Annotated in this window: 16 protein-coding genes; 4 read left to right on the top strand and 12 right to left on the bottom strand. The window is 33.4% G+C overall.

The window, feature by feature from the left end:
• Window positions 1-7: 7 nt before the first annotated feature.
• From AC1EUU_RS05095 to AC1EUU_RS05080, 4 genes are all read right to left on the bottom strand, one after another.
• Window positions 8-535, bottom strand: coding sequence for a KdsC family phosphatase (locus tag AC1EUU_RS05095; protein ID WP_480200299.1), 528 nt, complete (start codon window positions 533-535; stop codon window positions 8-10).
• Complete coding sequence (locus AC1EUU_RS05090; protein ID WP_480200298.1) at window positions 519-1,280, bottom strand: Rossmann-like and DUF2520 domain-containing protein; 762 nt, start codon at window positions 1,278-1,280, stop codon at window positions 519-521. The genes AC1EUU_RS05095 and AC1EUU_RS05090 overlap by 17 nt, the downstream gene beginning before the upstream one ends.
• Window positions 1,281-1,292: 12 nt before the next feature.
• Window positions 1,293-1,880, bottom strand: a complete 588-nt coding sequence (locus AC1EUU_RS05085; RefSeq protein ID WP_480200297.1) for a Crp/Fnr family transcriptional regulator — start codon at window positions 1,878-1,880, stop codon at window positions 1,293-1,295.
• A gap of 82 nt (window positions 1,881-1,962) precedes the next feature.
• Window positions 1,963-2,172, bottom strand: a complete 210-nt coding sequence (locus AC1EUU_RS05080) for a hypothetical protein (RefSeq protein WP_480200296.1) — start codon at window positions 2,170-2,172, stop codon at window positions 1,963-1,965.
• 73 nt (window positions 2,173-2,245) lie between these two features.
• Here AC1EUU_RS05080 and AC1EUU_RS05075 point away from each other — a divergent pair, with 73 nt between their 5' ends.
• The 3 genes from AC1EUU_RS05075 to AC1EUU_RS05065 all read left to right on the top strand — a co-directional run bounded on the left by AC1EUU_RS05075 (window position 2,246) and on the right by AC1EUU_RS05065 (window position 6,572).
• Complete coding sequence (locus AC1EUU_RS05075) at window positions 2,246-2,644, top strand: group III truncated hemoglobin (protein ID WP_480200295.1); 399 nt, start codon at window positions 2,246-2,248, stop codon at window positions 2,642-2,644.
• An 84-nt stretch (window positions 2,645-2,728) separates the two neighbouring features.
• On the top strand, window positions 2,729-5,890 hold the full coding sequence (locus AC1EUU_RS05070) for a cytochrome c biogenesis protein (RefSeq protein WP_480200294.1): 3,162 nt from the start codon (window positions 2,729-2,731) through the stop codon (window positions 5,888-5,890).
• Window positions 5,891-5,984: 94 nt separating this feature from the next.
• A complete protein-coding gene (locus AC1EUU_RS05065) occupies window positions 5,985-6,572 on the top strand; it encodes a glutathione peroxidase (protein WP_480200293.1) in 588 nt (195 codons plus the stop codon).
• Between the two features lie 12 nt (window positions 6,573-6,584).
• On the opposite strand, the gene AC1EUU_RS05060 is transcribed toward AC1EUU_RS05065, so the two are convergent.
• From AC1EUU_RS05060 to AC1EUU_RS05030, 7 genes are all read right to left on the bottom strand, one after another.
• Window positions 6,585-7,040 carry a VOC family protein gene (locus tag AC1EUU_RS05060; RefSeq protein ID WP_480200292.1) on the bottom strand — a complete coding sequence of 152 codons (456 nt, stop codon included), beginning with the start codon at window positions 7,038-7,040 and terminating at the stop codon, window positions 6,585-6,587.
• A 262-nt stretch (window positions 7,041-7,302) separates the two neighbouring features.
• Window positions 7,303-7,752 (bottom strand): SRPBCC family protein, encoded by a 450-nt coding sequence (locus tag AC1EUU_RS05055; RefSeq protein WP_480200291.1) that lies wholly within the window; start codon window positions 7,750-7,752, stop codon window positions 7,303-7,305.
• Window positions 7,745-8,068: an ArsR/SmtB family transcription factor gene (locus AC1EUU_RS05050; RefSeq protein ID WP_480200290.1), complete on the bottom strand. Its 324-nt coding sequence runs from the start codon at window positions 8,066-8,068 to the stop codon at window positions 7,745-7,747. The genes AC1EUU_RS05055 and AC1EUU_RS05050 overlap by 8 nt, the downstream gene beginning before the upstream one ends.
• Before the next feature lie 85 nt (window positions 8,069-8,153).
• Window positions 8,154-8,693 carry a GNAT family N-acetyltransferase gene (locus AC1EUU_RS05045; RefSeq protein WP_480200289.1) on the bottom strand — a complete coding sequence of 180 codons (540 nt, stop codon included), beginning with the start codon at window positions 8,691-8,693 and terminating at the stop codon, window positions 8,154-8,156.
• A 57-nt stretch (window positions 8,694-8,750) separates the two neighbouring features.
• Complete coding sequence (locus AC1EUU_RS05040) at window positions 8,751-9,806, bottom strand: hypothetical protein (protein WP_480200288.1); 1,056 nt, start codon at window positions 9,804-9,806, stop codon at window positions 8,751-8,753.
• Window positions 9,807-10,016: 210 nt separating this feature from the next.
• Window positions 10,017-10,937, bottom strand: a complete 921-nt coding sequence (locus tag AC1EUU_RS05035; protein ID WP_480200287.1) for a hypothetical protein — start codon at window positions 10,935-10,937, stop codon at window positions 10,017-10,019.
• Window positions 10,938-11,455: 518 nt separating this feature from the next.
• Entirely contained in the window at window positions 11,456-12,019 is a 564-nt protein-coding gene (locus tag AC1EUU_RS05030; RefSeq protein ID WP_480200286.1) for a nuclear transport factor 2 family protein, read from the bottom strand.
• 174 nt (window positions 12,020-12,193) lie between these two features.
• Here AC1EUU_RS05030 and AC1EUU_RS05025 point away from each other — a divergent pair, with 174 nt between their 5' ends.
• Complete coding sequence (locus AC1EUU_RS05025; protein WP_480200285.1) at window positions 12,194-13,645, top strand: pyridoxal phosphate-dependent decarboxylase family protein; 1,452 nt, start codon at window positions 12,194-12,196, stop codon at window positions 13,643-13,645.
• Here AC1EUU_RS05025 and AC1EUU_RS05020 read toward each other — a convergent pair.
• Window positions 13,642-14,619, bottom strand: coding sequence for a Gfo/Idh/MocA family protein (locus AC1EUU_RS05020; protein WP_480200284.1), 978 nt, complete (start codon window positions 14,617-14,619; stop codon window positions 13,642-13,644). The genes AC1EUU_RS05025 and AC1EUU_RS05020 overlap by 4 nt on opposite strands.
• Between the last annotated feature and the right edge of the window lie 10 nt (window positions 14,620-14,629).

The following is a 14,629-nucleotide window of genomic DNA, read 5'->3' as shown; positions in this document are numbered from 1 at the left end:
TGGTTAACTAATCATATTTAGCATTATAATTACCATTCCATTTATCTTGAACTTTTAGTACCTGTTCAATAACATCACGCACACATCCATTACCCCCTTTTTTTTGTGAAACATAAAGGGAAATATCTTGTATTTCTGGTACTGCATCTTTAGGGCAGGCGGCTAGACCAACAAGTTTCATTACTTCATAATCAGGTATGTCGTCACCCATATAAAGTACATTTTCAGTTTTTATATTATGAATATCTAGGTATTCATCTAATTGCTCAATTTTATTATGAGCTCCCAAATAAATATCGGTAACACCCAATCCACGTAGGCGTTTTCTTACACCTTCATTAGTGCCTCCAGATATAATGCATACATTATATCCTTTATCAACGGCGGTTTTTAATGCATAACCATCTTTAGTATGCATTTTTCGTACCAACTCTCCATCTGGAAATATAGTAACGGTACCATCTGTTAATACGCCATCTACATCAAAAATAAAGGTGGTGATTTGAGGCATTATTTCTTTATAGCTTTTTTCCATAGGTGTTTTTGATTGATTGGGTTATGAGTTTATAAATTTCTTGATGCGCTTTAGAGAGCATCGCTATTTGTGTTTCAATAGTTTGAATATCGTTTCGTTTGGCTGGTCCCGTCTGTGCTTTGAACGGAGCCAAAAATTCCATTTTTTTAGCTGTTTCTTGTATAAGCGGTGCTAGTATTTCAAAGGGTACTTTGTGTTCTTCACATATTTCGTGACCAATATGATAGAGATGATTGACAAAGTTATTCACAAATACCGCTGCTAAGTGCAAACTTTTACGTTGTTCAGAATCAATAAAATAGGTGTTTTTCGAAATTGATGAGGCCAATTTTTCTAATAAAATCAAATCATCATTCTCTTGAGCTTCTAAACAAATTGGCAATGTGCCAAAATCTACTTTTTTGTCTTTAGAAAAAGTTTGTAGCGGATAAAATACACCTTTTCTATTATTAGAATTTAAAGCCTCCATAGCTACACTACCGGAAGTATGCACAACTAACCTATCATTAAAGTTCAATTGATCGGAGAGCTCGGCGATAACATCATCTGGTATAGCTAGAATATAAACATCAGCCTTTGCTAATTTATTTAGATCAGTTGTTTTATTTATTTGACTGTTAATGTGTTTTAGTGATTTTGTTGTTCTCCCGTAAATTTGGATTAAATCCACCTTTTCGGCATCCATAAAAACATTGGCAAGATGAGAAGCCACATTTCCAGCTCCTAACAAAACAACGCTAATCATATAAGTACTTTTTTAAACATAGATTTTTCTATTTTTTATAGCCAATCGCTTTTGTTTTTCAAGCTTTTTAATTTCTCTAATCACGGTTTCAACCCGTAAACCTGTAAGTTCAGAAATTTGTTGTCGGGTTAATTTTATTTCTAAAGTATCTACTTTCCCAGATTGTTCTTTTAAATAATTCAATAAAGCCAAAATTCTATGTGTAGGCGGATAAACAGAAACTTCTTTTGCTATCATTGCCTTATATCGCATTCTTTTGCAAAGATTTGCGGTTAACTTTAAATGTATATCCTGATTTTCTCTTAATAGTTTAAAGATAACATCTTTTGTGAGTACAAAAATAGTTGTTTCTTCTATGGCAATAGCGCTAGCAGGATATTTAAAATCCCCTAAAAAGGGAGGCTCTCCAAAGCTCTGATCATCTGTAAAATAGCCTTGAACAAATTCTTTACCCTCTTCTGTTAAGTTAAACATTTTTACATGGCCATTTTCAATCTGATAAAAGAAGTTAGCCGTCATATCCTCTTTAAAGATCAATTGACCATCAGCATACTTTTTTTTGATGTAAGGATAATTAGCAAGAATTTCTAAAGGGATCATTTCAATATGATTTGAATCATAAAATAGCAAAGATAGCTTATAGAAATTAGCATAAAAATTAAAATGCTTTTATTATGACTTATTATCTATCAATATTCGGAGAGTTTAAAAAAGGATTCATGCTATATATGCCTCTAACAATCATATTACAGAGTTGTTTAGGTTCTATAACAGTAATGTTACTTACAATGAATGCGAATAAACCTACATTTTTTATAGAATTATCACTTTGTGTATTTATAACCATGCTATATAATGTTTCAATTTTAGGAAGATTTAAAACCAAACTCATTTTTAATATTTTATTACTGAGTCTATTTATTAATAGCGCCATTGCTATCATAAACCTATAAAATTTACATGGAATGGAGCATGATATAAAGGACAGAGCCGATGTTTTTAAGCTAGTGAGTACGTTCTATGAAAAAGTTCGTAAAGATGACCTATTAGGTCCTATTTTTAATGAACATATTAAAGATTGGGATAGCCACTTACAACGACTCACCGATTTTTGGGAAACAAATTTATTTGCTGTACGGAGTTTTAAAGGAAATCCGGTATTAAAGCATACCATTGTTGATGCTACAAATGATTATAGTATTCAAAACTATCATTTTGGCAGATGGCTTCGGTATTGGATCACCACCAACGACGAATTATTTAATGGTGAGAAAACAGAAATTGCCAAAAGAAGAGCTCGAAAAATGGGAACTTTTCTCTTTATTAAAATGTTTGAAAATAAGCCTCAAAAAGTAAAAATCTAAACTTTATAATATTATGTTAAACCTATTAAAGTCAGTGTTTTTTTGAGTAACTTCGCGCAGAATTATTTCAAGGCAAATTGATTGATGGAAAAACTCAAAGATTTCTTCTTTTCTACCAGACTAACAGGCGTTTTATTTATACTTTTTGCAATAGCCATGGCAGTGGCTACGTTTATCGAAAATGATTATGGTACGCAAGCCTCAAAAGCATTGGTTTATAATGCTTGGTGGTTTGAAGTGATCATGGTAGTTTTCGTGATTAATTTTGCAGGTAATATTTTTCGATATCGCTTGTTTAGAAAAGAAAAATGGTCGGTACTAGCGTTTCACCTGGCGTTTATATTTATTCTAATTGGTGCAGGTATAACGCGGTACATTAGTTATGAGGCAATGATGCCTATTCGGGAAGGCGAAGCTACCGATAAAATGCTTTCTGAAACGACCTATTTTACCGCAATAATTGATAATAATGAAGTTCAGAAAACAGTAGAAGAAAGTTACCTTTTTGCTCCTGAAATAACTACAAAGCCTCGTTTTATACCCATTGCTTCTAAATTCTTAGATTTCATAAGAGGAGGTAATGATTTTTCGATTAAAAGAGATTTTAAAGGAAAAAATGTCGAGATCAAATATGCAAATTATATTCCGAACGCCTACGAAGCATTTGAAGCAGATGCCAATGGCGAAGAATTTTTACACTTTGTAGAGTCGGGTGGAGGTTCAAGACATGATCATTATATCAAAAAGGGCGAAATAGCGAATATTCATAATGTTTTAGTAGCATTTGATAAAGAAACAGAAGGCGCTGTAAATATTCTTGCAAAAAGCGATAGTTTGTTTATAAAAACACCTCATGACGGTAATTTTATGGTCATGGCCACACAGCAACAAGGCAGTGTTAAAAGAGACTCATTGCAGGCATTTAATCTACGCGCTTTATATAGCTTAGGAAATATGCAATTTGTGGTGCCAGAACCACCAACCAAAGGGAAAATGACAATTGTTTCTGGTGATAAAGATGAACACCCTAATGATTATTTAGAAGTAGAAACTACTGTTGATGGAGAAACACATACCACTTCATTTTTTGGTAGAAAATATTTGAATCAACCACCGAAGCAATTCTCATTAAACGGACTTAATTTCCGCCTTAGTTATGGTGCAAAACAACTACAATTACCATTTACTATTCGCTTAAGAGATTTTGAATTAGAACGATATCCAGGTTCTAATAGTCCGAAATCATTTGCAAGCGAGGTTACGGTCATAGATAAAGACCAGACCTTTGATTTTCGAATTTTTATGAATAATATTTTAAACCATAAAGGTTTTAAGTTCTTTCAATCGAGTTATGATGATACCGGTGCCGTTGAAGAGACACATTTATCTGTAAACCATGACGCCGTGGGTACAACCATTACCTATATTGGTTATGTGTTGTTGTTTTTCGCAATGACATTTATTTTATTTTCTAGAACCACACGTTTTGCCGATCTAAAGCAAATACTAGATAAGGTAAAAGAAAAGAAAAAAGCATTAGCGGTTGTCTTTTTAATGTTTTCATTGGCCGGATTTTCTCAAGATCATTATACAGACGTACAAATAGATTCTATACTTCAAGCGAATAAAGTACCGAAAGAGCACGCTGAACGTTTTAGTGAGCTGGTAATTCAAGATGAAGGAGGTCGCATGAAGCCTGTGCATACTTTTGCTTCTGAATTACTTCGTAAAGTAAGTAAGAGCGATAATTATAGAGGCCTAAATGCTAGTCAAATTGTGGTTTCAATGGCTACCAATCCTAGAATGTGGTTGTCGGCTCCAATTATCTACATGAATAAGAATAATACAAAGGCACGTGAGTTATTAGACGTTCCTGTAGATAAAAGCTACCTAAGCCTCACCGATCTTCTAACACCAAGAGGTGAGTATAAGCTTAGTGAAGACCTCGAGAAAGCCTATAAAAAAAGAATCAAATCTAAATACGATCAAAGCATCGTGAGTGTGCATGAAAGAGCTAGCTTACTTTACGGAGTTGTTTTTGGGAGCATCTTTCGATTCTTTCCTTTGCAAGGTGATGTTAATAATAAATGGCATGCGTATGTAGAGCATAAAACAGCTGGCTTTAAAGGTACAGACTCGCTATATGTCTCTAATATTTTGCCATTATATGCTGGCGCATTACATGAAGGTAAAAAATCTGGAGATTATAGTAAAGCCAATGAATATTTAGAGAGCATTCATAAATATCAGCAAAAGTTTGGTGCAGAAGTTCTACCAGATCAACGTAAAATAGACCTTGAGATTTTTTATAATAAGTACGATATCTTTAGAAACCTATTCTGGCAATATATGTTGGCAGGAGTATTAATGCTAACTTTTTTGATCATTCAGGTTTTTAATAATGGAAAGGTTATTCGTTTTATGGTAAACCTTTTTAAGTGGATTATCATTTTACTTTTTATATATCACTTGGTGGGTCTGGGAATTCGATGGTATATTTCTGGACATGTGCCTTGGAGCAATGGGTATGAATCTATGATTTACGTGGCTTGGGCTACTATGCTATTTGGTTTGGCTTTTGGTAGAAAATCAAATCTTACCATAGCTGCAACCACTTTTGTGGTAGCGATGATACTTATGTATGCACATTTAAATTGGATGGACCCCGCTATTGCCAATTTGGTACCCGTATTAGATTCGTATTGGGTAATGATACATGTATCAATCATTGTAGGAAGTTATGGGCCGCTTACGCTGAGTATGATATTAGGATTTATTTCGTTGATTCTTTTTGGCTTAACAACAAAGAAGAATAAAAAGAAAGTCAATCTACAAATTAAAGAACTTACTGCTATTAGTGAAATGTCTATTACTGTAGGCCTTGTAATGCTTGTTATTGGTAATTTTTTAGGTGCCATGTGGGCGAATGAAAGCTGGGGACGCTATTGGGGTTGGGATCCTAAGGAAACCTGGGCATTAATTAATATTATGGTCTATGCCTTTATTTTGCACATGCGACTCATACCCGGTTTACGCGGGAAACTAACCTTTAATGCTCTAGCATATTTTGCGTTTGCTGGGATATTAATGGGGTATTTAGGGGTGAACCACTTATTATCTGGTTTACACTCGTATGCAGCAGGAGAGTCTGCTCCAATACCTTATCAAATATGGACATGGTTAGCTATTGGCGTATTATTGACTATTTTAGCATACGTGAAAAATAAAAAGTATTATAAAAAATAATAATCATCATTTCGAATTTTGAAGTTGTCTTCTTATAAGAAAGCTCGTTTTTTAGATTTCTCACATTCGTTCGAAATGACCAAAGAAAAAAGTCATGAGAATCCTTTTAATTATAGTAGTTATGTTTTCATTCTTGTCATGTTTTAATAAAAAATCTAATGATAACGCTCTTGCTGATACTAGCGAAGCGGTACAAACCCAAAAGCAATCGCTGCATAGCTTTAAAGTGGAAGCCTTAGATGGCTCTGAGTTCGATTTGGCCTCTTTAAAAGGAAAAAAAGTAATGGTAGTAAACACTGCTTCTAAATGCGGATTAACACCGCAATACGAACAGTTGCAGGCATTATACGAAGAATATAAAGATGACAACTTTGTAATTATAGGTTTTCCAGCAAATAATTTCTTGTGGCAAGAACCCGGATCTAATCAAGAAATTGCTGAATTCTGCCAAAAGAACTATGGTGTTAGTTTCCCAATGATGGCAAAAATTTCTGTAAAAGGAGGTGACAAGCATCCGGTATATCAGTTTTTAACTGAAAAATCTAAAAATGGATATAAAGACTCCAAAGTAAAATGGAACTTCCAGAAATATTTGGTGAATGAAAATGGAGCAATCGAAAAAATCATTGCACCTAAAACATTACCTACCGATGCATCTGTAATTAACTGGATAAAGGGTTAAGGTTTTTACTTCTTACACACTTTCTTTATTCCACTGCTGAATTTCTAAGAAATTTCCTTCGGGGTCTTGAGCATAAGTAAAGGTTATTTCGCCAACACCGGGTACTTTTCGGCTAACAATTTCTCCGAATTTTTTACCGCCGTTTTTTATAACAGTAGAAACTACTGCATGTACATCATCAACTTCAAAGGCAATATGTGCAAAACCTAAGGTGTTTGGAGCATTTACAGAATTGTTATTGAATTCTTCATATTGATAAATCTCTAGGGTAGGGCCATTTTCATCATAGCCTGGTAAGTATAAATGTACGCCTTCTAATTTTGCATTTTTAACACCGGTTCCTCGTTCAAGCCATTCACCAGATTGCTTTCTTTGTGGAGGTTTTATAGTACATTGAAAGGTGTTTATGTAAAAATCGGCTAGTTTTTCCCAGTCTTTACTTATAATGTTAGTATGTGCAAATTTCATACTACAATTTAATACATTTTGAATAATTAATTATTGCTTAATTATAAGGTCAATACCCTGTTTTTATTTAAAATTAAGGCCTTAGATGAATTCCAAAAAATATGTCATTTCGAAATGAGCACAGCGATTGAGAAATCTGTTTCAAGATTTCTAGTCGTTTGTACGTAACCCTCGAAATGACACATACTTAAATTTGATTTCTTATTTAGTTATTGTAAAATAAAAATTTATGCTTTAACCTAAGAACAATAAGATTTGTTTATTACTTCTCAACATGTGTTTGTAGACGGTCAAAAGCAGATCCCCAACCATTATAAATACCCATTTTCTCTTGTTGAATTTTATAAGCTTCGGTGGCATGTATTACTTTAAAGATAAATTTTGTTTGGTCATCTATTTCTTCAAGGTGTATTTGCAGTTCTACACCTTCGGTCATTGGTTTAAAATCGGCTGTGGTTCGTATGAGTTTTGGTTCTATGATTTCAAGATAGGTGCCTTCTGAGATAAAATCTTTACCATCGGGCATCGCCATGGCAAATTTCCAATGTCCACCGGCAGTAAAATTATGTTCGAGTACACGGGTTTTCATTCCTTTTGGTCCCCACCATTGTGCAATATGCTCTGGTTGAGTCCATGCTTGCCAAACCAGGTCTATAGATGTATTAAAGGTTCTTTCTATAGTAACCACACAGTTTTCATTTGTACTATTCATTGTTTTCAGTGTTTAATTGTTTAAGGTAATTTTCAAAATTGTCAATACGTGTTTCCCATAGCTTTTTATATTGTTCTATCCATAGAAAAGCGGGAAGTAGGTTTTGCGGGAGTATGTAGCAATGGCGTTCACGACCTTGTTGATGAAAGGTGATGATACCACACTCATTTAAGATTTTTAAATGTTTGGAAATGGCAGGACGACTCACATCAAATTTATTTGCAATCTCATTAACACTTAAGGGTTCTTCTGCAACGAATTCTATAATATCTCTGCGAATGGGGTCGGCTATGGCCTGAAATACATCTCTTCTCATATTAAATAAGTAACCATTAGGTTACAAATATATGTGTAACTTTTCGGTTACGCAAATGTTAACATTAAAAATTTAGCTGAGAGTGCTAAAGAAATTTATCGTACATATACATTTCTGTACTTCCATAAGCTTCAATTTTGCCTAAGAAGTTAAACTGTAATTTTTCGAGCACTTTTGTTGATGCCACATTAGGTATATCAACCGTTGCGATTACTTTTTTAATAATACCTTGTGCCTTTGCATGATTTAAAACACCTGAGGCGAGTTCGGTTGCATAACCCTGACCATGTGCTTTACTAGCTAGCATATATTGTAATTCGGGTATGTCATCATATCGTGTAGAAAGTTCTTCAGTATGGAGTAGGGCAGACCAGCCAATAAATGAATTGTCTGCTTTTGTTCTTGCCGCCCATACATCTAAGTTATGTTTGGTGACAGATTCTTCAAATTCTATCCAGAAATCTTTGAGCGCTTTGCTACGAATCTCCTTAAGATCGGTTAAGCCTTGATATGAATAATAATAGGTAATTACTTTTGGGTCGGTGAGCATGGTCTCAACGAATAGATCAAAGTCTTTTGACGTAAAAGAACTTAAAACCAACCGTTCTGTTTCAAAAGATTTCATGGTTTAAAGGTAGTGAATAAGATCAGTAAAATCATTACTAATTAAGTAATAATGCTATTAACTTTTAATGAAATCAGGCTTTAATAAGCCGCAGAAAAATGATAACGAAAACATAAGCGCCAAGGCAATTATTGGTAAGATTAAACTTTCATCTGTAACTCCTTGTTTTGCTAGAACAACTAACAGTACATCTTTTATATTTTCCTTCGTTATTATATCTTTACCAACTCTATTTTTTGGATCACAAAGCAATCTATACACTGACTCTTTCAAAGATTTAATCACGCTTTTGCCAAAACTTATATTCCTAATTTTATTTTCTGTTTCAGTAGGTTGACTTTCTAGCTTATTACTAGAAGATAAAAGAATAGCAGCTCCCATCTCAATTCTAAAATCAAGATTAGTTTTAGTATCATTGAAAGCATTTTTAGCTTTGTCAACTACCGCTTCACCGATTATTTCATAGATTTCAGTTTCCGTCTTATCTTTAAAAATACTTAACATTTCATCACTAACTGATGAAATTGCATTTGAAGGATTTTGAGAAGACCGTATTTCTTCGAGTAAAACAATATGAGCGAGATCATCAACGAGACTAGTTATGGATGCATTAATGAATTGAATTTCGTCTGGATTCAAATATTTTTTCACCTCATTTAACTCTAGATTCAAATTATTAATTGCGATTTTCCCAGTAGTATATGAGGAAGACCGATAATGGTTCTTTATTTTTTCAAGCCTTAATTGCCAAAAGTTCTTATCTAATCGATGTTTAAGTTTTACTTCATTAGAAAACTTAAGTTCATAAGGTATACCTATTATTTTTTTAAACCCTTCTACAGGATGATATTTTTCGGTTTCTATAAATGAGAACTTATTTTCTTTATAAATATCTAAATATTTTTTTGCCCGCTTATAATTTTGAAGATACACTTCAATGTAATTAAGCTTTAATACAAATGAAACTGAAAAAAAAGAAAAATTACCATTATTATCTTCGAATATTGAGTATAATTTACCTGCCTTTTCAGAAGCAAGTTTAAATTGTTTAGCTTCATAAAGATCTTCTATTTCTTCTCTTAACTCTATTACTTCGCTTTGTGAAAAATCCATATTTTAATTAAAATTTAAGCCTTGAACGATATAATCTGCAACGAGCATTTTTTTCATTTAATCAACCATGTCATTTCTTTTCAAGTACCGCCTGAAGTTTTTTTAATATGCTATTACTATCTATGCTAATAGTACTTAGTAATCAGTTTTGTTAGAATGCACAGAACTGAAAATCTTTAAAGACTTTCATAAGTAAATGAAAAAAGTCGATTATAATTGACTATTGTCACTAATAAAGTTTATTGAATCAATATAATCAACCTCAGAATCGTTTGGAATAAATAATTTTTCCATCAATTCACTTTTAACCTTTTCCTCAGATATATTTAACCCTTCTATATTTGGATTTTTTAGTGAAAGAAAATCTGTAATTTTATTCGTTTCAATTTCTTTATTTCCCAATTCTATTGTAGGCTGTTTTAATATTTCTGTTTTATTTGGAATAGGTATTCTTACATATGATAGACCAAATCTAGTATCTAGTGAATAATCTTCAGTACTGGTATACAAACTCCCATTAACACTTAGTCCATACGCACCTCCTTTTGCTTTAATTTCAAATTTCTTATATTTTTTTCTAATAATATTTTTTTGAACAACTCCAGTTACAACAAGTATATGACAAACATCAGGATCATTAATAACATTACTATTTTCTCTAATCCATAACTTCACACCGCTTAAATAATTTGGATCTTGTATTTTCAATCGACCAACTGCTTGATTATAAACAATTACACTGAAAAGGGATTCGTTATCTAGCTTGGAGTTTAAAAAACTTAGAAAACCTACTTCCAAGCTAAGTTTTTTATCGACTATAAAAGATTTTGTTTTTACAGGCTGCTTTATTATGGATTTTTCATTTATCGAAATTCCTGGAATTGGAAAAACTGAGAATTCCGCATAGCCATTATTCACATTATTATCACATTCTCCATTTTGATTTCTGACTTCGATTACTTGCCCCAATAATGAGTATGGGTCTCCAATGTAAGAATCATCTTCAATGAAAATTTGGTTTCTTTTTACTTCAAGTAATCTTTCAGCTTCTTTTATAGCGGGTGGTGAATCAGTCTTTGCAACGGATTCATTCATTACCTCATTAATGTGTTTTGTTGATTTTCCTCCCATAATTAATTGTTTTAAAGAGTTAACAATAATAGTATGTTCGTTACAAAAGTACCCTTCTCAAGCATTTAATTCCTATAACGATTTTATTCCCAATTCAACGCCGTATAGAGAAGAGTACCATGCTTTTAATTCTTCATACAATAATCCCAGACTTATCATACCGGTACAGTACTATATTCAATGTTCTTGATAGTTAAAAAGCATCTCTCTCGTGTCATTTAATCTAAAGCAATTAAAGAGTAAAAAAGACTATTTTTTGAGAGAGATGCGCACTCTAAATAAGTATGAGTTCGGTATTGATACTATTTGTTTTCAAGCTTGTAAGATCAAATCTAATTATTAGGTTATTAGTATCAAAATAGCTCATAGCGCTAAAAAAAATAAAAATCAAGAGGGTTTTTCCTCTTTTTTAAAGGGTGTTTTTCCTGTTTTTATTAACAAAAAAAAGACCCAATGGGCCTTTTTATCGTTAATCTTTTAATTCAAGAAATTTGGTAAGACTATTTAAAGAGATTCTCTTATTCTTCGCTCGTTTCAGCTAATTGAACAGCCAGACCATTAACATCAAAATAATCGGTGAGCATTACAATTTTATCGTCATCATTTACCCAACCAATACCATACCATTTAACACCAATTGGTTTTTGTGTTTCGGTATGTGTGGCTGTCCAGGTACCATACAATCTAATGGCACCAGGTGAAGATGTTGCTGTTTCTTTAGGGAAAACAGAGCCAGAATAGACACCGCTAACAGTACTGTCTCTCAATACAATACCTTCAGAAAATTTAATATTCTCAAAGTTGTCATGATATCCTTTAAGGGCAGCTAGAAGCTCTTGTTTACCAAGCCATTTATTTCCATTATAAGCAGCCGGACTCCATTGCATGGTGTCAGATAACATGGCTGTTTGAGCATTTAGATCTTCATTCGAATGTGCTTTTAAAAAAGAACGTAAAACTTCAACTTTTTTATTGAAGGCATCATAATCTGGAGTTTCGATTTTCTCAGTTGCTTCAGGTTTTTGACAAGCAACTAAAGTCATAATGGCGAGCGCCATGAGACTAAATACATAGTTTTTCATTTTAGTTAGGTTTAGTTAGTACTTTTCTCTAATTGTGTCTTAAGATACAAAATTTTCAGCAATTAATCTAAAAATCAACACTTTACGTTTGATTGTAAATTAAACGAACTCCATTTTTTTGTTAGAATTCGTTAAACTTTTTTTGGTCTAATAAAGACGCTTTAAATTTGTTATATGGAACTAACAAAACAAGAGTCAATATTATTTTCTGATATCTATGATTCAAATGCCTTTAGAAAACTGGGCCTTCAAATGGTTGAGTTATTAGCCGATCAATTAGAAAAGGTACAAACCGATAAAAATCAAGCGGTGTATCCGCATATACCACCAAACGACCAATTAGCCTATTTTAAAGATGGTTTAGAAGATACTGCAGAGCCTTTTGAGACGTTCAAGGCTATTTTAGATCGGTCTATACAATTGCAACATCCTGGTTTTATTGGGCATCAAACTGCGAGTCCGGCACCAATTACAGCTTTTGCAGGACTTTTAGCCGACTTCCTAAATAATGGAACAGGAGTTTATGAAATGGGTCCGGCATCTAATGCGATGGAACGAACGGTAATAGATTTTACTGCTAAACATGTTGGCTATTCTTCGGAAGCTTCCGGATTTATAACCTCAGGCGGATCATTAGCCAACCTAACGGCTTTATTAGCCGCAAGAAAAGCGAAAGCACCAAATAACGTATGGGAAGAAGGCCATAACGAAAAACTAGCTGTGCTCGTTTCTGAAGAAGCGCATTATTGTATTGACAGGGCAGCAAGAATAATGGGCTTAGGTGACGAAGGAATTATAAAAGTTCCTGTTGATGAACATTTTAAAATTAATACAGCACTTTTACCTAAGTACTTAGAGGAAGCAAAACAAAAAGGACTTCATGTGTTTTGCGTAGTTGGCTGTGGCGGTTCTACTGCCACAGGTTCTTATGACGATCTCGATGAAATTGCTACTTTTTGCGAAGCAAATAATTTATGGTTTCACGTAGATGCTGCCCATGGAGGAGGTGTGGTATTCTCAAAAAAATATAAGCATTTAACCAGTGGTATTGAAAGGGCCGATACGGTGGTAATCGATTATCATAAAATGCTTATGACACCTGCACTAAATACAGGTTTACTATTTAAAAATGGTAAAGAAAGCTATACTACTTTTGCTCAAAAAGCACAATACCTTTGGGATGCACCAGAAACCGAAGAATGGTACAACTCAGCGAAACGAACGTTTGAATGCACAAAATCGCTACTTTCAGCAAGAGTCTATATCCTTTTAAAAACCTATGGTACCGATATCTTCGAGAAAAATGTAGATCATTTATATGCATCTGCAAAAAACTTGGCTTCACTTCTTGAAGAACATAGCAATTTTGAATTGGCCATCACGCCAGAATCAAATATTGTAAATTTTAGATACCTACCTTCTACTAAATCGAACCTTGAAGAATTGAATAGTTTAAATGGGCAAATACGTAAAGAACTCATAGAATCGGGTAAATTCTACATCGTACAAACAACAATTGGTGAAAAACGCTATTTAAGATGTACAGTAATGAATCCTTTAACTTCTAAAGGAGATTTTATAAAGTTAGTAGGTGAGATTGAACGCATAGTTAAGGCCTTAATTTAGTCATAATTTAACCCTATTTGTGCTTTTACCTGATCTATAATCGTAATTAAGTCTAAGCTGGTTTGTAATGATAATTTACTGCTTTCTGTTTTCTTTTGCAGGAGGCAGTTATTGACTTCTTCAATTTCATGAAAATAACCATTCCCCTTAAAACTAAGTTCGAAAACTTTTTTTAACCTCCCATTTTTATACAATGATATTTTTTCGGAATGGTGAAATTGCCGATGTAACTTTAAAACACCCTCCGTTCCATAAATGGCCGCTTGTGTTGGTGTATCAGCTTCGATCGTGGCTTCTAGTATTGCTTTTTCTTCATTTTCATAATCGAATAGCATAGCACAATAGCTGTCAACATCAGTATTTGTCATTCTAGCCGTCGCTTTTATTTTCTTTGGAATACCAAGAAGCAGTAAACTTAGGTAAATAGGATAAATACCAATATCTAATAAAGTTCCTCCTCCTAATTTTTTATTATAGAGTCTACTATCGAGGTCAACCGTTGCTTTAAATCCAAAATCGGCATGTAAAAACAAGACGTCTCCAATTACTTTTTGTTGAAGAAGCTCTAATAATTTCTCGGTTGCAGGTATGAAACGTGTCCACATGCCTTCCATTAAAAAAAGTGCACTGGAAGCTGCTTTTTCTTGCATTTGTTTAACTTCATAGGCATCCATTCCTATTGGCTTTTCACATAAAACAGCTTTACCATTATCTAGGCATAACATTGTATTCTTAAAATGGTATGGATGAGGTGTTGCTATATAAACAACATCAATTTCAGGGTCGGTTACTAAAGCCTCATAAGAACTAAAATAACGCTGAGCCTGATATTTTTCGCTAAATGCTTTTGCTTTTTTTTCGCTTCTTGATGCAACGCCTTGTAAAATGGCGTTATCTGAAAGTAATAGATCGGAAGCAACCTTATGTGCAATATTGCCTAAACCAATGATTCCCCATTTAATCTTTGTAGTCATGAAGTAGGTT

The sequence above is a fragment of the Maritimimonas sp. 2205BS37-2 genome (assembly GCF_056591755.1).
This window is presented reverse-complemented; position numbering and strand designations above follow the sequence as displayed.

Excerpts from the sequence above, each read along its gene's own strand:
- AC1EUU_RS05095 (WP_480200299.1), bottom strand. The coding sequence starts at position 535 with ATGGAAAAAAGCTATAAAGAAATAATGCCTCAAATCACCACCTTTATT.
- AC1EUU_RS05090 (WP_480200298.1), bottom strand. The coding sequence starts at position 1,280 with ATGATTAGCGTTGTTTTGTTAGGAGCTGGAAATGTGGCTTCTCATCTT.
- AC1EUU_RS05085 (WP_480200297.1), bottom strand. The coding sequence starts at position 1,880 with ATGATCCCTTTAGAAATTCTTGCTAATTATCCTTACATCAAAAAAAAG.
- AC1EUU_RS05080 (WP_480200296.1), bottom strand. The coding sequence starts at position 2,172 with ATGAGTTTGGTTTTAAATCTTCCTAAAATTGAAACATTATATAGCATG.
- AC1EUU_RS05075 (WP_480200295.1), top strand. The coding sequence starts at position 2,246 with ATGGAGCATGATATAAAGGACAGAGCCGATGTTTTTAAGCTAGTGAGT.
- AC1EUU_RS05070 (WP_480200294.1), top strand. The coding sequence starts at position 2,729 with ATGGAAAAACTCAAAGATTTCTTCTTTTCTACCAGACTAACAGGCGTT.
- AC1EUU_RS05065 (WP_480200293.1), top strand. The coding sequence starts at position 5,985 with ATGAGAATCCTTTTAATTATAGTAGTTATGTTTTCATTCTTGTCATGT.
- AC1EUU_RS05060 (WP_480200292.1), bottom strand. The coding sequence starts at position 7,040 with ATGAAATTTGCACATACTAACATTATAAGTAAAGACTGGGAAAAACTA.
- AC1EUU_RS05055 (WP_480200291.1), bottom strand. The coding sequence starts at position 7,752 with ATGAATAGTACAAATGAAAACTGTGTGGTTACTATAGAAAGAACCTTT.
- AC1EUU_RS05050 (WP_480200290.1), bottom strand. The coding sequence starts at position 8,068 with ATGAGAAGAGATGTATTTCAGGCCATAGCCGACCCCATTCGCAGAGAT.
- AC1EUU_RS05045 (WP_480200289.1), bottom strand. The coding sequence starts at position 8,693 with ATGAAATCTTTTGAAACAGAACGGTTGGTTTTAAGTTCTTTTACGTCA.
- AC1EUU_RS05040 (WP_480200288.1), bottom strand. The coding sequence starts at position 9,806 with ATGGATTTTTCACAAAGCGAAGTAATAGAGTTAAGAGAAGAAATAGAA.
- AC1EUU_RS05035 (WP_480200287.1), bottom strand. The coding sequence starts at position 10,937 with ATGGGAGGAAAATCAACAAAACACATTAATGAGGTAATGAATGAATCC.
- AC1EUU_RS05030 (WP_480200286.1), bottom strand. The coding sequence starts at position 12,019 with ATGAAAAACTATGTATTTAGTCTCATGGCGCTCGCCATTATGACTTTA.
- AC1EUU_RS05025 (WP_480200285.1), top strand. The coding sequence starts at position 12,194 with ATGGAACTAACAAAACAAGAGTCAATATTATTTTCTGATATCTATGAT.
- AC1EUU_RS05020 (WP_480200284.1), bottom strand. The coding sequence starts at position 14,619 with ATGACTACAAAGATTAAATGGGGAATCATTGGTTTAGGCAATATTGCA.